Origin of the sequence: Streptomyces sp. NPDC048196 (genome assembly GCF_040652715.1) — a bacterium.
In the GTDB taxonomy this organism is placed as follows: Bacteria; Actinomycetota; Actinomycetes; order Streptomycetales; family Streptomycetaceae; genus Streptomyces; species Streptomyces siderophoricus.
The window spans coordinates 110,689-129,982 of sequence record NZ_JBEZMM010000008.1; the positions used below are offsets into that span (position 1 = coordinate 110,689).

Sequence of the window (19,294 nt, forward strand, 5' to 3'; positions counted from 1 at the left end):
CGGGGAGAAAGATCGCACGCAGTATGGCGGTTGGCCGGGACGCCCCTCCCGGCGGGCCTCAGTGCTGCCAGACCCGTACGTAATCGACCTTCATGTCCTTGGGCAGAACGGTCGGTCCGCCGATCGACGACGACACCGTGTGGTCCATCACGAGGTACTGCGGGGAGCGGGTGACACCCGTCGCGATCCGGCCGACCTTCACGCCGTCGTAGTAGTAGGTGACGCTGCCGGGCTCCCAGTCGGAGGCGAAGGTGTGCCACCCGCTGAGGTTGCCGGGTACGCAGTTGCCGGGGCCGCCCGAGGGCGAATGGAAGTGGAAGCAGGCCTTTCCGCCGAGGCCCTCCATCGTGTCGTTCTCACCGTCCGTCGGCCAGTTCTGGCCGTTGGACCACAGGGCGGGCCAGTTGGCTATCTGCGTCCCGCCGGAGGGGAGGTACGCGCGCCACTCCACGGTGCCGTAGGTGTAGGAGAACCGGCCGTTGCTGCTGACCAGCGCCCCGGTGTTCGGCTTGGTCTGTCCGCCGCAGGTCGAACTGCCGGCCTTGACCCTCAGGTGCAGGGCGCCGTCGCCGGGCAGCGTGGCGTTGCGGGAGTCGTAGCAGGCCTGTTCCTTGCCGTTGACCGGCTTGGTGACCCCGGTGCCGAACCAGCCGGGCGTCCAGGTGCGGGACAACGTCGTACCGTTGAATTCATCGGCGAATTTCGTCGTCCAGCTGCCGGGAATTCCGGCCGGCCCGGCCGATGCGGGCCGGGGGGCGACGGCAGCCGAGGGGCGGGCGGTGGTGGACGGCTGGGACGAGGACTTCGCGGCGCCCTCGGCGATCGCCGGGACGGAAACGAGCGCCCCGACGGCAAGTGTGGTCGCGGCCACCTTCAGACGATGCACGGTTCTGTTGCCCCTCTCGAGCAATCCCCCAGGTGTACGGAAATTCGACAAAGAAATGCGGAGATGGGATATCGGTGATTGCGCTGCGCTTTCGGCACCTCACCGGGTAATCCAGGTCACTTCGCCTCAACCGGGCGAAGGCAAATACCAGGCATACACGGAAAGCGCGGGAATCCACCAGATTCACCGGCCCGATGTGCGAGGTCTCACACACCGGGCAGCTCCCCCTCCCCGCCCGCTCTCCCGGCTCACGCCTGGCGGGTCGGCAGCACGATGGCCTGGCGCAGGTTGACGTGGCGGGCGCGGCTGGTCGTGTACGCGATCAGGTCCGCGATGTCGTCCGCGGACAGGCCGATCAGGGCGTCGAACATCCCGTCCAGCTGACCGGAGAGCTCCGCGTTGTCGATGTGGCCGCCCAGCTCGGTGTCGGTGAGGCCCGGCTCGATGTTGGTGACGCGGACGTCGCGCGGGCCCAGCTCCGTGCGCAGGGACTGCGAGAGGTACGTCAGCGCGGCCTTCGTCGCGCCGTACACCGCGTAATTCGGGAAGGGGATGTGCGCGCCGATCGAGGAGACGTTGACCAGGTCCGCGGTCCGGCCGGACTCCGCCACCGCGAGCAGGTCGGGTGTGAAGGCGCGAATGACGCGGAGCGCGCCGGCGACGTTGGTGTCGAGCATGCGCTGCCATTCGTCGGCACGGCCGTCGGTGATCGGGTTCGGCAGCATCACGCCCGCCGCGTTGACCACCAGGTCGACCTGGCCGTACGCGGCGTGCACCCGTGCCGTCGCCGCCTCCACGGACGCCGGGTCGGTGACGTCGGTGACGACCGCGAGGGCCTGCCCGCCCGCTGCCTCGATCTCCGAGGCCAGCTCCGTCAGCCGCTCGGCCCGGCGGGCGAGCAGTGCCACCCGCACGCCGTGCGAGGCGAGCAGCCGGGCGGTGGCCTCGCCCATCCCGCTGGCGGCTCCGGTGACGACGGCGGTACGGCCGGTGAGGGTGTCGTACGACATGGGAACTCCTGGTGAGAGGTGGTGTGCCGCCGGGCGTCCCCCGGCGATGACCTCACCTTGCTCCGGTCCGCCGTCCTTACCCAGGGTTGCCGTTTTCCTGGGTCTGGCAGTACCAGGAGCGGAGCGGCTCCGGCGCCTAGGATCACGTCATGGACATATCCCCGGACCGGGAACTCGGCGACTTCCTGCGCTCGCGGCGCGCCCGTATCCAGCCCGAGGAGGTCGGACTGCCCGGTCACGGCAGGCGGCGGGTGCCGGGCCTGCGGCGTGAGGAGGTCGCCCAGCTCGCGGGCGTCAGCGTCGACTACTACATCCGCCTCGAACAGGGCCGTGGCCCCTCCGTCTCGGATGCCGTGCTCGACGCCGTCGGGCGCGTGCTGCGCCTCGACGACACCGAGCAGGAGTACCTGCGCACGGTGGCCAGACCCGCCGCCCGCCGGAGGGCCGCCGCCGGCTCCGCGTCCCAGAAGGTCCGCCCGGGACTGCGGCTCCTCCTGGACAGCATCGACAAGGTGCCCGCGTTCATCCTCGGCCGGCGCATGGACGTGCTCGCCTGGAACGCGCTGGGCGACGCCGTCGTCGGCTTCTCCCAGATGCCGCCCGCGGAACGCAATATGCCGCGGCAGGTGTTCCTCAACCCGCAGGCGCGCGAGGTCTACCCCGACTGGCCGGCGGTGGCCGCGGAGACGGTGGCCTATCTGCGCCTGGACGCGGGCAGTCATCCGCATGACCGGCAACTGGCCACGCTGGTGGGCGAGTTGTCGCTGGGCAGCGAGGACTTCCGCCGGCTGTGGGCGGACCACCTGGTCAAGGAGAAGACCGCCGGGGCGAAGCGCATGAGACATCCCGTGGTGGGTGAACTCACCATGCCGTACGAGACCTTGACCGTCTCCGGGGAGCCGGACCAGATGCTGGTCGTCTACACCCCGGAGCCCGGTTCGCAGACCGAGGAACGGCTGCGGCTGCTGGCCAGCTGGGCGGCGACCCCCGCGGTCTGACACCGGCGGTCCGGCACCTGCAGTCCGGCACCTGCGGCCGGAGCCGTACGGGCGGAGCCGTATGGGCGGAGCCGTATGGGCGGAGCCGTACGGGCGGGCCTTGCCGGGGCCCGCCTCCCACCCCGCGCGGTCAGGAGGCGATCGGCTGGCCGGTGACCACGGGCCGCACCTTGGTGAGCATCAGGTCCAGGAACTGGTCCGGGTGGCGGAACGACGCGAAGTGGCTGGCGTCGCGTATGAGCGCGAAGTCCTTGACCGGCGCGGTGACGTCGTCGAAGAACCGCCGGGCGGGCTCGGGCGGGGTGAGCACATCGCGGTCGCCCTGGAAGAGGAAGAACGGGATGCGGAACGCGGTCCCCTCGACCCATTCGTCGATGCCCATGGCCTCGGGCCCGAGCTGCTCGGAGAAGCTCATGCCCTGGAAGTACGTACGCAGCTCGCGGAGGCTGTGCAGCGGGGAGAACCAGAGCGAGCGGACCACCACGGTCTTCATGGTGTCGTAGGTCAGCGGGTCGGACGTGACGACCAACTTGGCGTACCGCGACCACTGTTCGGGGCTCCAGGCGGAGGCGTCGGGCCCCATGGCGGTGACGGCGGCCAGCTCCTTGCGCTTGCCGGCTTCCCGGAGGCGCTCGCACAGGGCGCGGTAGGAGGACCGGTCGCGGCCGCCCGCGGCGATGTTCTGGTCGGTGCCGACATAGCCGGAGAACAGCTCCGGATTGCTGCGGGCCAGGCGGAGGCCGACGAACGTGCCGAAGGAGTTGGCGGCCAGCAGGACCTTGCCGACGCCGAGCCGGGCCCGGATGTGCTCGGTCAGCTCCAGTGCGTCGCTCTGCAGCCGCGCCAGGCTCATCTCGCCCTGCCCGGCCGGGCCGCCGCGGCCGAAGGTCTTGGCGGCGCCGCGCATGTCCCACCGCACGATCGTGAAGTGCTTCTCCCATGCGCGGGTGCGCGGGACGAAGACCAGGTTGGACGCGCCGGGGCCGCCGTGCAGCTCCAGGACGACCGGGTTGCGGCGGTCCTCGCCGCGGACGGAGACGTACTGGTCGACGCCGCCGATCCGGACGAAGCCGGCCTCGTCGATCCCCCCGGGTGCGGTGATGCGCAGCCGCCGCGCCAGAGCGGCGCGCTTGACCTGGCGGTATCCCAGCAGCCCCGCCGCAGGTGCGGCAACGACGGCGGCGGCAGAAGCCCCAAGAACGGTTCCCAGCATGATGGGTGTCCCCCCTAAACTGTTTATGCCATCAGCAGTGAGCTTTACGGTATATACAGTTGGAGCGGACGTCAACCGGCTTCCGCCGACCGCGAGGAGAAGGAGGACCGCCGTGGCCAGGACCACCAAGGCCAAGGAGGCGCGGGACGTGCGCGCGAGCCTCGCGCTGCTGTGGGGCGAGCAGGACCGGCCCACCCGGGGGCCCAAGCCCAGCCTCACCCCCCACCGGATAGCGGAGGCCGCCGTGGCGCTGGCCGATGCCGAGGGCCTGGAAGCCGTCTCCATGAACAAGGTCGCCGGCGCGTTCGACGTCTCGGCGATGGCGCTGTACCGCTACGTCCCCGGCAAGGCCGAGCTGGTCGAGCTGATGGTCGAGGCCGTGCTCGTGGAGCGGCCCGACCTCTCGGTGGCGGGAGAGGGCTGGCGGCCGCAGCTGACCGAGTGGGCCCGCCGGTCCTGGGCCGTCCACCAGGCCCACCCCTGGCTGCTCGCGGCCACCGCGATGCGCCGCCAGGCCATGGGCCCCCACCAACTGGGCTGGCTGGACGCCGCGTTGGCGGCCCTGGAGCCGACCGGTCTGGCCCCGGCGCAGCGGCACCAGGTCTTCCTGCTCGTCGTCGGGCTGATCCGCAACCTCGCCCAGCAGTTGGTCGACTTCGACGCGGAGCAGGACCAGGAGTGGAACCGCCTCACCGGCGAGCTCCTCGACCGGCACGCCGACCGCTTCCCCGCCCTGACCAAGGCCGTCGCCGCCGGCGCCTTCGCCCCCACCGACGAGGACCCGCTCGCCTTCGGTCTGGACCGCATCCTCGACGGGGTGCAGGCCCTGATCGACCGCGAGGGCCCGCGCGCCGACTAGGGCGCTTCTGAACGGATCTCCGTGGAGGAAGGAGCGGCGCCTGGTGCGTGCGATCGCAAGGCGCCGGGATGTCTTCATAGCGGAGCTATGGGGGCATTTCGGCGCCGCGAGCGTGCGTGCCAGGCGTCGCGACGCCGCGGAGATCCGTCAGCAGCGCCCTAGGGGTTTCCGTCCCCGGCCGTGACGCCCCTGGTCCCCGTCATTCCTGGTCCACGGCGAGCTTCGCGTGGTCGGTCTCGGGGAGCCAGTCGCGCCGGGGCGTGTAGTCCAGCCAGCGGCGGGAGCGGCCGGTTTCGGTGAAGCCGCGGAGCAGGGTGTCGAGCAGCGGGTGGCGGGCGGACTCGCGCCAGGCCAGCGACCAGGCGTACAGCGGGACCGGCTCGACGAGCGGGATCGCGCGCAGGCCCGCGTGGTCGGGGAGCGGGGCGTCGGCGGGGAAGAGGGTGAAGCACGCGGGGTCGCCGCGGAGGTGCTGGACGAGGTGGTCCAGGCCGAGGTTGGGGCCGTCCTGCCGCCGGGTGATGCCGAAGGCGTCGGCGAAGCGGCGCAGGAAGTCCAGCCGGGTCAGTTCGGCCGGGCACCACAGGGTGCACTCGCGCAGGTCGGCCGGGCGCAGCGCGTCCGCGCCGGCCAGCGGATGCTCGGGGCCGACCACCGCGTCGACCGGTTCCAGCCGCACCAGCCGCTGGGTGAGCCCGGCGTCGCGGCCGCCGGGCAGCGGATGCACCCGGCCGAAGCCCAGGTCGGTCCCGCCGTGCAGCAGGGCCTGCGCGACCGAGGGCCAGTCGCGTCCCGGGCCGGGCTCCAGCCGTACCGGCCCGAGCGCCTGCACGGCCTGGGCGACGGTGCGCATCGGTGCGTAGAGATGGCCCCAGGTGTCGATCCGTACGGCCGGGCCGGACCCGCTCACCGCCGCGATCGCGCGCTCGCCCGCCGCCAGCGCTTCGTGCGCGGCCGGCAGGAACCGCTCGCCCGCCTCGGTCAGCCGGATGCCCCCTTTGCGCACGAAGAGCCGCACGGCCAGCAGCTCCTCCAGCCGTGCGATGCGCTTCGACAGCGCCTGCTGACTGGTCATCAGCTCCTCGGCGGCCCGCCCGAAGTGCAGCGTCCCGGCGGTCGTGGTGAACGCGCGGACCAGGGCGAGGTCGAGATCCATGCCGCTGACCTTATGCGACAACCGTGCGTTGTCGGCCGGGTGGTCCGGTTGTTGGCCGGGCCGGCCCGCCGACCGGTCAGATGGTCCTGACGCCGCACCAGGCGCCGCACCGGGGACGGCCCCCGGAGGCCACCGAGGAGGACCGACCACGATGAAAGCCCTGATACCGACCGGGGATCCCGCCGAGCCGGTCGTGCTCGCCGACGTTCCCGAGCCGACCCCGCGCCCCCATGAGGCGCTGGTCAAGGTCGAGGCGTTCTCGGTCAACCGGGGCGAGACGTTCAAGCTGGAGCGGCCGGTCGCCGGCGAGCGCCCGGGGAAGGACGTCGCGGGGCTGGTGGTGCAGCCGGCCGCCGACGGAAGCGGACCGTCCGGGATCACCCGGGTCGTCGGCCATCCCATGGCGGGCGGCTGGGCCGAGTACGTGGCGGTTCCCACCGATGCGCTCGCGGTACTGCCGGACGGGGTCCCGGTGCTCCAGGGCGCGGCGCTGCCGCTGGCCGGGCTCACCGCGTTGCGGCTGCTGCGCGCCGCCGGACCGGTGGTGGGCCGGCGGGTCCTGCTGACCGGTGCGTCCGGCGGTGTGGGCCACTACGTGACCGAGCTCGCGGCCGCGGCGGGGGCGCAGGTCACCGCCGTGACGAGGGACGCCGAACGCGGCGCCCGGCTGGCCGGACTCGGCGCCGCGGAGATCGTCCATGAGGTCGCCGACGCGAGCGGTCCGTACGACCTGGTGCTGGAGTCGACCGGCGGCCGGGCCCTCCCGCTCGCTCTGGCGCGGCTGGCCCGGCGCGGCACGCTCATCTGGTTCGGCCAGGCCAGCCGCACCCCTGCCACGCTCGACTTCTTCGACTTCTTCCGCGGCCCGGAATCGGCCGTGCTCCGGCACTTCCACTACCTCGACGCGGACACCCGCCTCGACGACGACCTGGCGGCCCTGGTCCGGCTGACCGAGGAGGGCCGGCTGCACCCGGAGATCGGCCGGGTCGCGGACTGGGCCGACACCGCGGCCACCCTCACCGACCTGCGCGACCGCCGTATCCGCGGCAAGGCCGTCCTCACCCTGTCCTGAACCCCTCCCCCGGGCCGGAAGCTCCCGGCCCGGGAACCCAACCCGAACGAAGGAGCACACTCATGAGCACCCTCACCGACCCCCGGTCCGTCGTCATCCGCTACGTCGAGGCCGTCCGCGACGGCGACGCGGACGTCATCCGCGACAGCTTCGCCGAGGACGCCACCTGGGACTACCCGGGCGATCTGCCGGTCTCCCGGGTGTGGCAGGGCCGCGACGCGATCGTCAACGACTTCCTCGGCGGCATGGGGCCCGCCTTCGTCCCCGGCACCATGGAGATCGCGCTGGTCAGCACCGTGGCCGAGGGCGACCGGGTGGTCGCCGAGTGGACGGCGAAGGCCACGACCGTGCACGGCGACCGGTACGACAACCGCTGCCTGGGCATCTACACCGTCCGCGACGGCCGGATCACCTCGGTCATCGAGTACGCCGACACCCACCACGTGGCCCGCACCCTCTTCCCGGACCACGCCGACTCCCGCCCCACCGGCGGTGCGTGAGCCGTGATCAGTCGGTGGCCACCAGGATCTGGGGCGCGGCTTCCTTGATGCGGGTGGTGATCCAGGTGGCCTGGGTGCGGGTCTGCTGCTGGAGCGGGCCGAGGGCGGTCAGCAGGTCCTGGTCGCGGAGGGCCCGGGCCGCCTGGCCGAGCATGATCCAGTTGATGTAGGTGGCCTCGGCCTTGACGTACAGCCGGCGCAGATCGCGCAGCAGGAGGAGGCCGGACTCGGGGCGGCGGCCGAGGAGTTCGGAGCCTTCGTGGCGCAGGGCGTCCCTGGCCGCGGTCAGCAGGTCGGAGTGGACCGGCGGGTGGAGGGCGGCCCCGTAGCGTTCGCCCCAGCCGCGGATCTGCTCGGCGTGGGCGTCGCACTGGGCGGCGAGGGTGTGGCACGGGTAGTAGGTGCCGTGGTCGGCGGTGTGGCGCTCGGCCACGGCGTGGTAGGCGGCCGCCAACTCGGTTTCGGAGGCGTGGAGTTCCTTCAGCAGGAGGCCGGTCTTGCTCATGGCCGCTCCTTCGGGGGCTGGGGCGGGGCCACGGCGCTGAGGCCGGGTTCGCTGATGACGACGGGCCGGCCGCCGACCGCGGCATCGGCGACCTTGACGATGCGGACGGCGGTGACCTTGTAGACCGGCTGTTTGGAGACCGGGTCCCATTCGGTGCGGGTGAGTTCGTTGGCGGCCCGGTTGTGGCGGTCGGGGTCGGCCTGGTCGAAGTAGCCGTAGTGGAACGGGGCGAAGACCACGCCGGGCCGGGGTCCGCGCAGCAGGGCGGGGGCGACGAGGTCGCCGCGGCGGGAGGCGACGCGTACCAGGTCGCCCTCGGCGATGCCGGCGCGCGCGGCGTCCTCGGGGTGCAGTTCGACCCACATCTCGGGCGCGGCGTCCTGGAGTTGCGGGCTGCGCGCCGTCTTGGTGCGGGTGTGCCAGTGGTGGACGGTGCGGCCGGTGGTGAGCTGCAGGGGGTAGCGCTCGTCGACCGGTTCGTGCGGCGGCAGGTAGTGCGCCGCCTTGAGTACGGCCCGGCCGTCGGGGTCGTGGGCCCGGTAGGTGTCGGCGTCCTTCTGGGCGCCGCTGGTCAGATCGTGGCCGTAGTCCTCGCAGCGGTCGGCCGCGGTGGGGAAGAAGTGGTCGGTGTAGAGGCGTTCGGTGCCGTCGGGCGCCCGGTCGGTGCACGGCCACTGGATGCCGCCGGCGTTGCGCAACCGGTCGTAGGTGAGGGCCGACTGGTCGCAGGGGCGGCCCCGGGTGAGGGCGATGAAGTCGTGCCAGGCCTCCTCGGGGCGGCTCCACGGCAGCAGGGGGCGGCCGTCCCGGTCGGTGAGGTCCATGCGCCGGGCGTAGTCCAGCAGGACGTCGAAGTCGCTGCGGGCCTCGCCGGGCGGGTCGACGGCCCGCTCGGACAGGTGCACGGTCCGGTCGGCGTTGGTGAAGCAGCCGGTCTTCTCGCCCCACATCGCGGCCGGCAGGACGACGTCGGCCAGGGCGGTGGTCTCGGTGGGGAAGGCGTCGGAGACCACGAGGAACAGCCGGTCGGAGCCGTAGATGGCGCGGATGCGGTGGAGTTCGGGGAGGGAGACGGCCGGGTTGGTGCCGGTGATCCACAGGAACCGGATCGAGCCGTTCTCGCAGTGCCGGAAGATCTCCATGGCGTGGGTGGGCGGTGACCAGTGCGGGATCTGCAGGGCGTCGACGTTCCAGGCGTCGGCGAGCTGCTGTACGTGCGCGTCGTTCTGCCAGTTGAAGTACGCCGGCAGGGTGCCGTCGGCGCCGGTCTCGCGGGTGTTCTCGGCGGTGGGCTGGCCGTTCATCTGGAAGACGGTGCAGCCGGGGCGGCCGATCATGCCGCGGACCAGGTGGAGGTTGTTGACCTGGACGGCCGCGGCGGTGGCCTGGTGGGACTGGTAGACGCCCTGCAGCACGGTGGAGACCAGCCGCTGTCCGGTGCCGATGATCCGGGCGGCCGCGCGGATGTCGTCGGCCGGTACGCCGCAGATGGCGGCCGCCTTCTCCGCGGGGTACTGCGTGGTCACCTCCGCCAGGTCCGGGAAGCCGACGGTGTGCGCGTCGAGGAAGGCCCGGTCGATCCGGTCGTGGTCGATCAGTTCGTGGAGCAGGGCGTTGAGCAGGGCGACGTTGGTGCCCGGCCGGAGGGCCAGGTGGACGTCGGCCTCGCGCGCGGTGGGCGTCGCCCGCGGGTCGATCACGACCAGCCGGGGGCGGTCCGGACCGTGCAGCCGGTCCAGCATCCGCGACCACAGCACGGTCTGGGTCTCCGCGACGTTGTGGCCGACCAGCAGCAGGGTGTCGCAGACGTCGATGTCGGTGTACGAGCCGGGGGCGCCGTCGCTGCCGAAGCTCTCGATCAGCGCCCATTCCGCCGTGGCGGTGCACAGCCGGGTGTTGCCGTCCAGGTGCGGGGTGCTGATGCCGGCGCGGGCGATCAGCGCCTGGGCGTAGTACTCCTCGGCGAACAGCTGGCCGCTGGTGTAGAACGCCATGGCCAGCGGCCCGTGTTCGGCGAGCACCGCCTTCGACCGGTCGGTCACCGCACGCATCGCGGTCTCCCAGTCCGCCGGCCGGAGGGCGCCGTCGGTGCGGACCAGCGGCCGGGTGAGCCGGTCGCCGGAGTGGTTGGCCTGCCAGCCGTAGAGGCCCTTCGGTCCCAGCCGGCCGTGGTTGACCCGGTCGTCCTCCCGGCCGCGTACGCCGACCATGCGTCCGCCGGCGACCGCGATGTCCAGTCCGCAGCCGTTCGAGCACAGCACACAGGCGGACGGCACCCAGCGCTCGACCTCGTCGTCCGGCACGGTCAGGTACCGGTCCCCGCGGGGCGGCCACCGGTCGCCCGCGCCGTAGGGGGTGCGTGCCCCCCACACATCGGTGGTCCGGTCAGCCATCGGAGCGGTCCCTTCCAGGTGTGTCACGTCCGGTGCCGGGGGCCGTGCCGCCGTCGTCGTCGGCCTGAGCGCCGATGAGCAGGAGCGCGATGTCGTCGCCCCGCGGTGAGGTGAGGCCGGTGCGGCGGAGGAGGTCGTCGGCGAGGGTCTCCATGGGCGGGGGCCCGGAGCGGGCGAGGTGGCCGGCGAGGCCGGCGATCTCCTCCTCGATGTCCCCGCCGGGCGATTCGACGAGTCCGTCCGTGTAGAGGGCGAGCACGCTGCCGGGCCGGAGGGTGATCTCGGTCGTCGGGTAGTCGGTGTCGGGGTCGATGCCGAGCAGCAGGCCGGGCGGCAGGGTGAGGACCTCGGTGTACCCGTCCGGGTGGCGCAGCAGCGGGGGCGGATGGCCGGCGCTGGCCATCCGGGCGCGGTGCTCGGCGAGGTCGAGGTGGACGTAGAGGCAGCTGGTCAGGAGTCCGGCGTCCAGGTCGGTGAGCAGGCGGTTGGTGCGGGCGAGGACCTCGCCCGGGGGCGCGCCGGCGGTGGCGTGGACGGCGGTGCGGACCTGGCCCATGAGGGCGGCGGCGTTGACGTTGTGGCCCTGGACGTCGCCGATGGCCGCGGCGGCGGTGCGGTCCCCGAGGTGGATGAGGTCGTAGAAGTCGCCGCCGATGTCCGTGACCCGGCCGGCCGGGAGGTAGCGGGCGGCCACGTCCAGGCCGGGGATCCGGGGCAGGCCGGTGGGCAGCAGTCCGGCCTGCAGGCTGCGGGCGAGCCGGTGTTTGGTGTCGTAGAGCAGGGCCCGGTCCAGGGCCTGGGCGACCAGCCCGGCGAGGGAGGTCAGCATCGCGCGCTCCTGCGGGGACCAGGGGAAGGGCCGGTCGTAGGCGAGGACGAGGGAGCCGACGGGTGCGCCGGAGGCGATCAGGGGGAGAAAGGCCCAGGCGGCCATGTCGTCCTGCAGGACGGCCTCGGGGTAGGCCCGCCTGAGGTCCTCGAACGTGGCGAAGAAGCTGGGGACGCCGCTGCTCAGCACGCGGACGACCGGGGTGTCGGCGGTCAGCGTCAGGCCCTCGAAGCGGTCCAGGACGTCGGCGGTGAAGCCGCGGTGGCCGACGATGCGCAGCCGTCCCTCGGCGGCGGTCGTCAGGGCGAGGGCGTGTACGCCGAAGGCGGGCATGATCTGGTTGGCGACCCGTTCGGTCACGTCCTGCACGCCGACCGCTTCGGTCAGCGCGGCGGCCAGGTGCAGCAGGTGGTAGAGCACGTCCGTGCGGCTCGGCCCGGCGGGCCCGGCCGGCCGGCTGGGGCCGGAGCCGTCCGCGGGGCGGTCCGCGGCGGTGGCCGGGTCCGCGGGCCCGCCCTCGGTCCGGTCCGTCGGCCGGTCCGTCGGCCGGTCCGTGGGTGCCGGGGCGATCAGGACGCTGAGGCCGCCGGCGTCCGGGTGGAGGCGGAAGGACAGCCAGCGGTCCGGCGGGCGCAGCGCGGTGAAGGACACCGGCTGCCGGCTGATGACCGCGGCCCGGTAGTGGTCCTCGAAGACCGGGTCGTGCAGCCAGGGCAGCGCCTCCCACGGCAGCGCGCCGCGCAGCTCGCCGACGGTGGCGCCGACGAGCTCCGCGGCGGTGGCGGTGATGAAGGTGATCCGGCCGTCGAGGTCCAGCGCGCAGGCGCCCTCGGGCAGCCGCTCGGCGAAGTCGAAGGCGGCCAGCGCCTCGGCCGCACCGGGCGCGCGGGTCCGCAGCGCCGGGATGATCCGCGGCTCCGGGCCCGGGAGGACCGGGTGGCCGGTGTCGGCGGCGTGTTGCAGCAGCAGTCCCAGGTGGTGGCAGCAGGCGCGGAGGCTGTCGTGCTCGCGCGGGGAGAGTTCCGGCGGGTGCGAGCCGGGCCAGAGCAGCGCCAGGCCGCCCCAGTCGGCCCCGTCGGCGGTGATCGGCGCGGTGGCCAGCGCGAAGGCGTACGGCAGGGCGAGGGCGGCCCGGGGGTACCGGCGGGCCATCTCCTCGTGTCCGGCGACCCAGACCAGGCGCCGCTCGCGGACCGCGTCCGTCACCGGGACCGATCCGGCCAGCCGCATCCGTTCCCAGGGGGCGACGATCCGCTGGGAGATGCCCGTCATGACGGTCAGATGCAGCCGGCTGTCGCCCGGGGGCAGCAGGAACACCAGACCGGCGGAGGCCCCCGATTCCTGGACGGCCTGGACCAGGGGGGCGTCCAGCAGCATGTCGGAGCCCCCGGCGGCAGCGGACCCGAAGATGTCCGTCACCGCGTCAGCCTCCCCGGCCGGTTGCCGCATCTGCCGCACCGCGCATGGACCATATCGGGACGATACGCCCGCGATCGGGCGTGCGTCTGCGTCCGGCCGGGCGTGCTGCCGTCGCCGCTCCGCAGCGCCGCTACGCGGACTTCCCACGGCCGCTGATGAAGTCCCTGGTCCGGTCCACCAGCCCGGCCCCCGGCGCGAGCAGCTTGTTCGCCGGCGGGGTGTCGGGCGCGGACGGGTGCGGGCGGGTGGGGGCCATCTTCTTCGCGGTACGGATCTTGTCGCCGAGGGTGTCCAGGGTGTCGGCGGAGCAGACCGCGCGCAGCTGGGGGAAGAGGTTGGCCTCCTCGTCCTGGACGTGGCTGGTGACCGAGTCCTTCAGGAGCATGAACAGCTGGTCCAGCTGCGGGTCGTCGGCGGAACAGCCTTCGAGCTTCTTGAGGATCTTCTCGACCTCGGCGTGGTCCTTGAGCTCCTTGTCGGCCATCGGGCCGCCGTTCGCCACGTGCTCGCGGACCGCCGGGTACAGGTACTGCTCCTCGGCGACCGAGTGCCGTACCAGCTCGATGGTGACCTGGTCGATGAGTTTCTTGCGGTCCTTGTGGCCGCTGGGCATGGCCTCGATCCGGCGGAAGAGGTCATCGACCTCGCGGTGGTCGGTGGTCAGTTCGTCGATGATGTTGCCGCCGTGTGCCATGAGTGCCTCCTGAAACGGTGTGCCGTGCCGCCCGCGCACCGTGCGGCGGGCCTCACCACGGGTTCCCGGGCACGGCGCTTCCTAACGGGGAGAGGGGTGTCTTGGCCCTGGTTGGCGCCGCGTTGTCACCCGGAGGCGGGGACGGGGAGGCGGTGGGCGGGCGCGGCGGGGGTGCCGTGAGGGGGGCGGCCAGAATTTCGGGGCTTTCGCGTGAGCTGCGTCATTTCGCCCGATAGGCCGGGCGCCTAGGCTGCCGGAGGCCCGGTTCAGCGGGCCGCGCCCTCCCCGTTCCGCACCCCTCCCCGTTCCGCGCCCCGGACGCCTTCACCGCCGAAGACACCGAAGACGCCGAACAGCCGTGGACGCCGGTGCTGCCGGCGTCACCAGAGAAGGGACCCCGTGCCGTTGTCCGCCGACATCTCGCCGGTCATAGCCTCCACCGCGCAGTGGCTGCTGCGCTCCTACCCCGTCACCGGCGGCGCCCTCGACACGGCCCTCGCGCAGGCCCAGGCGCGGCAGGCCGCAACGGTCGCCGCCTGGCTGCGCTACCCCACGGCGGCGGACGCCGCACTGGTCGCGCTGGTCGGTCCCGGCGGTTCGGCCCGGCTGGACTGGCTCACCGGTGCCGACGCGTCCGGGCCCGAGGCCCCCGAGGAAGCCTGGCGGAGCTGGGTCGACGAGGTCGTGGCCAGCTGGGCGGCCTGCCTGCTCACCACCCCCCGGCTCGCCGAGGACGCGGTGGCCGCCCTCGTGGACGGTGAGCACGTCGCCGGGGTCTCCCCCGACTTCCGCCGGCTGACCCACCCCGACGACCGCGACCGCCGGGCCGCGGCCCTGCTGCGCCACCCCGACCTCCTCGCCCCGGTCGCCGACCTGCACCGCGAGGCGCTCGTACGGCACCTGGACGGCGACCTGCTCGACGCGGACTGCGCCTAGCGGACGGCCCCGGCCTGCCGGCCCGGGCGGGGGTTTTGCCTGTGCGGCGGGTGGCGGAGCGGCAGGCGATAGTGGACATGTGCCGGTGTCCGACTGCCGCCGGAGGTCCGGATGGACTTGATCCACTTGCGCATGGTCATGCCGCCCGCACTCACCCCGCCGGCCGTCGACCTGCTCAGCTCGGACGACCGCGTCCTCAACCTGATGGTCGTGAGGTCGGCGCACCTCCCGGAGGGCGACGCGCTCGAATGCGATGTGATGAAGGGCGCCGCGAACGACGTCCTGGGTGAGCTGCGCGCGCTGGGCGTGGACCGGGCGGGATCGATCGCCGTCGACGGCGTGGAGATGATGTTCTCGCACCGCGCCGAGCAGGTCGAGGCCGACCAGCCGAGCGCCCTGGTCCACGCACCGCTGTGGGCCACGGTCGAGGCCCACATCCGGTCGGAGGGCACCTATCTGCCGTCCTTCTACCTGTTCCTGGTGATCGCCGGCCTGATCAGCGCGGTCGGCATCATGTCGAACTCGCAGATCCTGATCGTGGCGGCCATGGTCGTCGGCCCCGAGTACCACGCGATCACCAGCATCGCCCTCGGCCTCGACCGGGGCACCCGGCGCCGGGTCCGGGACGGTTTCCGTGCGCTGACCGTCGGCTTCCTGCTGGCCATCGTGGTCACCCTGGGCTTCGCCGCGCTGTCGCGGGCCGCACACCTGCAGTCCGAGGCCTTCGACCTGGGCCTGCGGCCCGTTTCCCACCTCATCGACACCCCGGACTTCTTCTCCCTCGTCGTCGCCTTCCTCGCCGGCGTGGTCGGCATCGTCTCGCTCACCGAGGCGCGCGGCAGTGCCCTGCTCGGCGTCTTCATCTCCGTGACCACCATCCCCGCCGCCTCGGACATCGCCGTCTCGCTGGCCTTCGCCGACTGGCACGAGGCATGGGGCTCGCTGCTCCAGCTCCTGCTCAACGTCGTCGTGCTGGTCGCGGTCGGCGTCCTCACCCTCCGTCTGCAGCGACGCCTGTGGCGCCGCGCGGGCCGGCGTGCCACGACGAAGCCCCGGCAGTAGGGGCCGGCCGCCCGCGACCGGCACCCCGGGCTCGGCGCGCCGGGACCCGGACCCCGCCTTACCCTGGGCGGAGGGCGGCAATCGGGTGGCTCGCACGCCGAAAGGGGCGCCCCGATGGACGACTACCCACTGATCGAGAACCACGGTCTCATCGGCGATCTGCAGACCGCGGCGTTGGTGACCACCGAGGGCGTGGTCGACTGGTTCTGCTCCCCACGGTTCGACTCGCCGAGTGTGTTCGGGGCGCTTCTGGACAAGGAGAAGGGCGGGCACTGCACGGTCCGGCCGGCGCACCGGACCCACTCGACCAAGCAGTTGTACCTGCCCGACACGGCGATCCTGGTGACCCGCTTCATGACCGAGGCGGGCGCCGGTGAGGTGCTCGACTTCATGCCCGTGACCGGGACGACGGTCACGGCCGACCACCGGCTGGTGCGCATGGTCCGCTGCGTGCGCGGCAGCATGTCCTTCGAGGTCGAGATCGCCCCGCGCTTCAACTACGGGCGTACGGCCCACCAGTTGCACATCACCGAGCACGGAGCGGTCTTCGTCGCGGAGGACGGCACGGAACTCACCGTGCACCCCATCCGCGAACCGGAGGACGAGCGGCTCGTGGACGTTCTCACGGACCGGGATGCCGACCTGCACCTCTCGCTGACCCTGCAGGCCGGGCAGCAGCGGGGGCTGATTCTGGAGATGGGGGGCGAGGGGCCGCCCGCGGAGGTACGCCTCGACGCACACCAACGCCTCTTCGACGAGACCGTGGCGTTCTGGCGCTCCTGGCTGACGCAGTCGCGCTACACCGGACGCTGGCGGGAGGTGGTGGAGCGTTCCGCGATCACACTGAAGCTCATGACCTTCGCCCCCAGCGGCGCCGTGGTGGCCGCCCCGACGGCGGCTCTCCCGGAGCAACTGGGCGGCGAACGCAACTGGGACTACCGCTTCACCTGGATCCGGGACGCCTCCTTCTCCGTGTACGCCCTGCTGGGACTGGGCTTCACGGCCGAGGCCCGGGCGTTCATCATCTGGCTGAGCGACCGGGTCAAGGAGCGCGCCGGCAGCGGTGGGGACACCGGCCCGCTCAACATCATGTACAAGGTCGACGGCTCCTCCGACCTGGACGAGCAGATCCTCCACCACTGGGAGGGCTATGCGGGCTCCGCGCCGGTGCGGATCGGCAACGGCGCCGCGACCCAGCTCCAACTGGACATCTACGGCGAGGCGCTGGACAGCATCTATTTCGCGCACCGGCACGGCTTCCAGGTCGGGCACGGCGGATGGACCTCGATGCGGGCGGACCTGGACTGGCTCGCCGACCACTGGGACCAGGCGGAGGAGGGCATCTGGGAGACCCGCGGCGGTCGCCAGGACTTCACCTACGGCCGGGTCATGTCGTGGGTCGCGTTCGACCGCGCGCTACGACTCGCCGAGTCGAAGGGGTGGCCGTCGGCGTCCGAACGCTGGCGCGCCGAGCGGGACGCCGTCTACGAGCAGGTCATGGCCAAGGGTTGGAGCGAGGAACGGCAGGCCTTCGTCCAGCACTACGGCGGTGACGTACTGGACTCCTCGCTGCTGCGCATGGCGACCGTCGGGTTCCTCACCCCCGAGGATCCGATGTGGGCATCGACCCTGGACGCCATGGATCAGGAGCTGGTCAGCGACAGCCTGGTCTACCGCTACGACCCCGGGGCCTCCCCCGACGGCCTGCGCGGCTCGGAGGGCACCTTCTCGCTGTGCACGTTCATGTACGTCGACGCGCTGGCCCGCGCGGGACGCCTGAACCGGGCGCGGCTGGTGTTCGAGAAGATGCTGGGGTACGCCAACCACCTGGGCCTGTACTCCGAGGAGATCGACCTGACGGGTCGTCAACTGGGCAATTTTCCGCAGGCGTTCACCCACCTCGCCCTCATCGACGCGGCCCTCACCCTGAACGCGGCGCTCGACCGGCGGTAGCCGGACCGGTTCAGCCGGCCGGTTCCGCCCCCGTCGCGGACGCCGGCCCGAGGAGGATCAGCGTGTCGCCCTCCTCCGCGGTCACCGGCAGGGCCGCGGTGACCGGGTCCAGCCGGCCGTCGCGCCGGACGACGAACAGGGTCGCGTACCCCGGCGGGGGCGGGTCCGAGGCGGGCCGTACGTGGAAGCGGGCGCCCTGCCCGTGCCGGGCCACCAGGGCGTGGCGGAGGAGGCCGGCGCCGAAGAGGGTGTCCCCGGCCGTATAGGGCGCGACGACGCCGTGGCCGCCCGGTGGCGGGCCGATGCGGTAGACGGGGCCGTCGACGCTGTCCCGCATGACGATCGAGGCGAGGGCGTTGAAGTCGTCGTCGTCGGTCAGCAGGAAGGCCGCGGTGACCCCCTCCGGCCGGGCCTGCGGATCGGTGGCCGCGGCCATCAGCTCCCCGGCCGCCAGCTCGATCCCGGCTTCCGCGATCCGGTCCCTCTCGTGGGCCAGGCCGGCCCACATCAGCACGTCGAGTCCGGCGGTGCGCAGCGACCGGGCGAGGTCGATCACCCAGGGGTCGCCGCCCACCAGGAGCGGACGGGCCCGTGCGGGGCGGACGACGCCCAGGCCGGTGGCCACCGGCCTGGCGGTCAGGCCGTAGAGCACCACCGTTCCGACGATCACCAGGAAGGTCACCGGGAGGATCTTGTCGGCGCCGGGCAGTCCCGCGGCGATCAACGACGCGGAGAACGTCGTGGCGGTGGACGCGGCGACGATGCCGCGCGGGGCCATCCAGCCGGTGAAGGCCCGTTCCGGGGTGCTGAGTTCGGTCCCCGCCGTGGACAGCAGGGCGACCAGGGGCCTGACCACCAGGACGAGCACGGCGACGAGCGCGAGGGTGGGCAGCAGCACGGGGACGACGGACCTCGGCGTCACCGTCGCCGAGATGGAGACGAACAGCAGGCCGATGATGAGCTGGACGAGCGTCTCGAAGAACGGCCGCCGGGCGGGCATGTCGAAGCCGGGGAGGTTCGCGACGATCAGCCCGGTGACGACCGCGGCGATCAGCCCGGTGTCGTCGTAGACCATGTCGCAGCCCGCGGCCACCGCGACGACGGTGGCCAGCTGGGCGAGCGTGCCGAGCGTCTCGCCGAGCCTGAGCCGCCGGAGGGTGAACCACAGCAGTGCGGCACCGGCCACCCCGGCCGCGGTCCCCAGGGCGATACCGGCGACGAAGTCCGCGGCCCGGAACCCGTGTCCGGTCCGGAAGCCGCCGGAGATGACGGAGTGGAAGACGACGGCGCCGAGGATGCCGCCGACGGGATCCACCAGGGACCCTTCCCACAGCAGGACCCGCCGCACCGTGGCCGACGGCCCGACGTGTTCGAGCAGCGGAGCGACGACGGTCGGCCCGGACACCACGAGGATCACGCCGATCATGCAGGCGACGGCGAACGGCACCCCGTACAGGACCGGCCCCAGGGCCATCACGCTGCCCGCGGTGAGCAGCACGCCCAGCACGATGAGGCGCACGACGACGCTCCGCGTCGCGCCCTTGAGGTGGCGCAGGTCCAGTCCCAGGCCGGCGTCGTAGAGGATGAGCGCCACCGACAGCGACACCAGGGGTGCGAAGGCCGGCCCCAGGAGTGTGTCGGGGCGGACGGTGTCGGTGAGCGCTCCGGCGGCGAACCCGGCCGGCAGCAGCAGGATCAGGGCCGGGATCCGCAGCCGGCCGGCGAGGATCTGGGAACCGACGGCGAGGGCCACGGTCAGTCCGACGCCCAGCAGGATCTGGTCCGTGCTCATCGGGCCGCCGCCGTTCG

The 19,294-nt window shown here is 72.8% G+C and carries 16 protein-coding genes; 7 read left to right on the forward strand and 9 right to left on the reverse strand.

The window, feature by feature from the left end; all coding sequences use genetic code 11:
• Window positions 1-58: 58 nt before the first annotated feature.
• Both AB0E02_RS12190 and AB0E02_RS12195 read right to left on the reverse strand, forming a co-directional pair.
• Complete coding sequence (locus AB0E02_RS12190; RefSeq protein ID WP_362137960.1) at window positions 59-886, reverse strand: glycoside hydrolase family 16 protein; 828 nt, start codon at window positions 884-886, stop codon at window positions 59-61.
• Between the two features lie 248 nt (window positions 887-1,134).
• Entirely contained in the window at window positions 1,135-1,896 is a 762-nt protein-coding gene (locus tag AB0E02_RS12195; protein WP_362137962.1) for an SDR family oxidoreductase, read from the reverse strand.
• 149 nt (window positions 1,897-2,045) lie between these two features.
• On the opposite strand from AB0E02_RS12195, the gene AB0E02_RS12200 reads away from it, so the two are divergent.
• On the forward strand, window positions 2,046-2,894 hold the full coding sequence (locus AB0E02_RS12200; protein WP_362137964.1) for a helix-turn-helix transcriptional regulator: 849 nt from the start codon (window positions 2,046-2,048) through the stop codon (window positions 2,892-2,894).
• A 130-nt stretch (window positions 2,895-3,024) separates the two neighbouring features.
• On the opposite strand, the gene AB0E02_RS12205 is transcribed toward AB0E02_RS12200, so the two are convergent.
• Entirely contained in the window at window positions 3,025-4,107 is a 1,083-nt protein-coding gene (locus tag AB0E02_RS12205; RefSeq protein ID WP_362137966.1) for an alpha/beta hydrolase, read from the reverse strand.
• A gap of 112 nt (window positions 4,108-4,219) precedes the next feature.
• Here AB0E02_RS12205 and AB0E02_RS12210 point away from each other — a divergent pair, with 112 nt between their 5' ends.
• Window positions 4,220-4,966: a TetR/AcrR family transcriptional regulator C-terminal domain-containing protein gene (locus AB0E02_RS12210; protein ID WP_362137969.1), complete on the forward strand. Its 747-nt coding sequence runs from the start codon at window positions 4,220-4,222 to the stop codon at window positions 4,964-4,966.
• Window positions 4,967-5,165: 199 nt separating this feature from the next.
• Here the strand turns inward: AB0E02_RS12210 and AB0E02_RS12215 are convergent, their stop codons facing one another.
• Complete coding sequence (locus AB0E02_RS12215; RefSeq protein ID WP_362137971.1) at window positions 5,166-6,122, reverse strand: LysR family transcriptional regulator; 957 nt, start codon at window positions 6,120-6,122, stop codon at window positions 5,166-5,168.
• Between the two features lie 151 nt (window positions 6,123-6,273).
• Between AB0E02_RS12215 and AB0E02_RS12220 the strand changes: the two genes are divergently transcribed.
• Together AB0E02_RS12220 and AB0E02_RS12225 are read left to right on the forward strand one after the other, a co-directional pair.
• The gene (locus AB0E02_RS12220; protein ID WP_362137973.1) at window positions 6,274-7,194 is read left to right on the forward strand and encodes a zinc-binding dehydrogenase; all 921 of its coding nucleotides are present in this window, start codon (window positions 6,274-6,276) and stop codon (window positions 7,192-7,194) included.
• Window positions 7,195-7,256: 62 nt separating this feature from the next.
• Window positions 7,257-7,694, forward strand: coding sequence for a nuclear transport factor 2 family protein (locus AB0E02_RS12225; protein ID WP_362137975.1), 438 nt, complete (start codon window positions 7,257-7,259; stop codon window positions 7,692-7,694).
• Window positions 7,695-7,701: 7 nt separating this feature from the next.
• On the opposite strand, the gene AB0E02_RS12230 is transcribed toward AB0E02_RS12225, so the two are convergent.
• The 4 genes from AB0E02_RS12230 to AB0E02_RS12245 form a co-directional block, all read right to left on the reverse strand.
• Entirely contained in the window at window positions 7,702-8,199 is a 498-nt protein-coding gene (locus AB0E02_RS12230; RefSeq protein ID WP_362137977.1) for a hypothetical protein, read from the reverse strand.
• The gene (locus tag AB0E02_RS12235; RefSeq protein ID WP_362137981.1) at window positions 8,196-10,592 is read right to left on the reverse strand and encodes a nitrate reductase; all 2,397 of its coding nucleotides are present in this window, start codon (window positions 10,590-10,592) and stop codon (window positions 8,196-8,198) included. The genes AB0E02_RS12230 and AB0E02_RS12235 overlap by 4 nt, the downstream gene beginning before the upstream one ends.
• A complete protein-coding gene (locus AB0E02_RS12240; protein ID WP_362138123.1) occupies window positions 10,585-12,798 on the reverse strand; it encodes a SpoIIE family protein phosphatase in 2,214 nt (737 codons plus the stop codon). Before AB0E02_RS12240 ends, AB0E02_RS12235 begins: the two co-directional genes overlap by 8 nt.
• 172 nt (window positions 12,799-12,970) lie before the next feature.
• Window positions 12,971-13,534, reverse strand: coding sequence for a hemerythrin domain-containing protein (locus AB0E02_RS12245; protein ID WP_362137983.1), 564 nt, complete (start codon window positions 13,532-13,534; stop codon window positions 12,971-12,973).
• A 405-nt stretch (window positions 13,535-13,939) separates the two neighbouring features.
• On the opposite strand from AB0E02_RS12245, the gene AB0E02_RS12250 reads away from it, so the two are divergent.
• The 3 genes from AB0E02_RS12250 (at window position 13,940) to AB0E02_RS12260 (ending at window position 17,485) form a co-directional block, all read left to right on the forward strand.
• The gene (locus tag AB0E02_RS12250) at window positions 13,940-14,470 is read left to right on the forward strand and encodes a hypothetical protein (RefSeq protein ID WP_362138124.1); all 531 of its coding nucleotides are present in this window, start codon (window positions 13,940-13,942) and stop codon (window positions 14,468-14,470) included.
• Window positions 14,471-14,581: 111 nt separating this feature from the next.
• On the forward strand, window positions 14,582-15,532 hold the full coding sequence (locus tag AB0E02_RS12255) for a DUF389 domain-containing protein (protein ID WP_362137985.1): 951 nt from the start codon (window positions 14,582-14,584) through the stop codon (window positions 15,530-15,532).
• A gap of 114 nt (window positions 15,533-15,646) precedes the next feature.
• On the forward strand, window positions 15,647-17,485 hold the full coding sequence (locus AB0E02_RS12260) for a glycoside hydrolase family 15 protein (protein ID WP_362137987.1): 1,839 nt from the start codon (window positions 15,647-15,649) through the stop codon (window positions 17,483-17,485).
• A gap of 10 nt (window positions 17,486-17,495) precedes the next feature.
• Here AB0E02_RS12260 and AB0E02_RS12265 read toward each other — a convergent pair whose 3' ends face one another.
• A complete protein-coding gene (locus AB0E02_RS12265; protein ID WP_362137989.1) occupies window positions 17,496-19,277 on the reverse strand; it encodes a cation:proton antiporter in 1,782 nt (593 codons plus the stop codon).
• Between the last annotated feature and the right edge of the window lie 17 nt (window positions 19,278-19,294).

Excerpts from the sequence above, each read along its gene's own strand:
- AB0E02_RS12225 (WP_362137975.1), top strand. The coding sequence starts at position 7,257 with ATGAGCACCCTCACCGACCCCCGGTCCGTCGTCATCCGCTACGTCGAG.
- AB0E02_RS12240 (WP_362138123.1), bottom strand. The coding sequence starts at position 12,798 with ATGCTGCTGGACGCCCCCCTGGTCCAGGCCGTCCAGGAATCGGGGGCC.
- AB0E02_RS12260 (WP_362137987.1), top strand. The coding sequence starts at position 15,647 with ATGGACGACTACCCACTGATCGAGAACCACGGTCTCATCGGCGATCTG.
- AB0E02_RS12200 (WP_362137964.1), top strand. The coding sequence starts at position 2,046 with ATGGACATATCCCCGGACCGGGAACTCGGCGACTTCCTGCGCTCGCGG.
- AB0E02_RS12255 (WP_362137985.1), top strand. The coding sequence starts at position 14,582 with ATGGACTTGATCCACTTGCGCATGGTCATGCCGCCCGCACTCACCCCG.
- AB0E02_RS12230 (WP_362137977.1), bottom strand. The coding sequence starts at position 8,199 with ATGAGCAAGACCGGCCTCCTGCTGAAGGAACTCCACGCCTCCGAAACC.
- AB0E02_RS12195 (WP_362137962.1), bottom strand. The coding sequence starts at position 1,896 with ATGTCGTACGACACCCTCACCGGCCGTACCGCCGTCGTCACCGGAGCC.
- AB0E02_RS12235 (WP_362137981.1), bottom strand. The coding sequence starts at position 10,592 with ATGGCTGACCGGACCACCGATGTGTGGGGGGCACGCACCCCCTACGGC.
- AB0E02_RS12220 (WP_362137973.1), top strand. The coding sequence starts at position 6,274 with ATGAAAGCCCTGATACCGACCGGGGATCCCGCCGAGCCGGTCGTGCTC.
- AB0E02_RS12265 (WP_362137989.1), bottom strand. The coding sequence starts at position 19,277 with ATGAGCACGGACCAGATCCTGCTGGGCGTCGGACTGACCGTGGCCCTC.
- AB0E02_RS12205 (WP_362137966.1), bottom strand. The coding sequence starts at position 4,107 with ATGCTGGGAACCGTTCTTGGGGCTTCTGCCGCCGCCGTCGTTGCCGCA.
- AB0E02_RS12215 (WP_362137971.1), bottom strand. The coding sequence starts at position 6,122 with ATGGATCTCGACCTCGCCCTGGTCCGCGCGTTCACCACGACCGCCGGG.
- AB0E02_RS12245 (WP_362137983.1), bottom strand. The coding sequence starts at position 13,534 with ATGGCACACGGCGGCAACATCATCGACGAACTGACCACCGACCACCGC.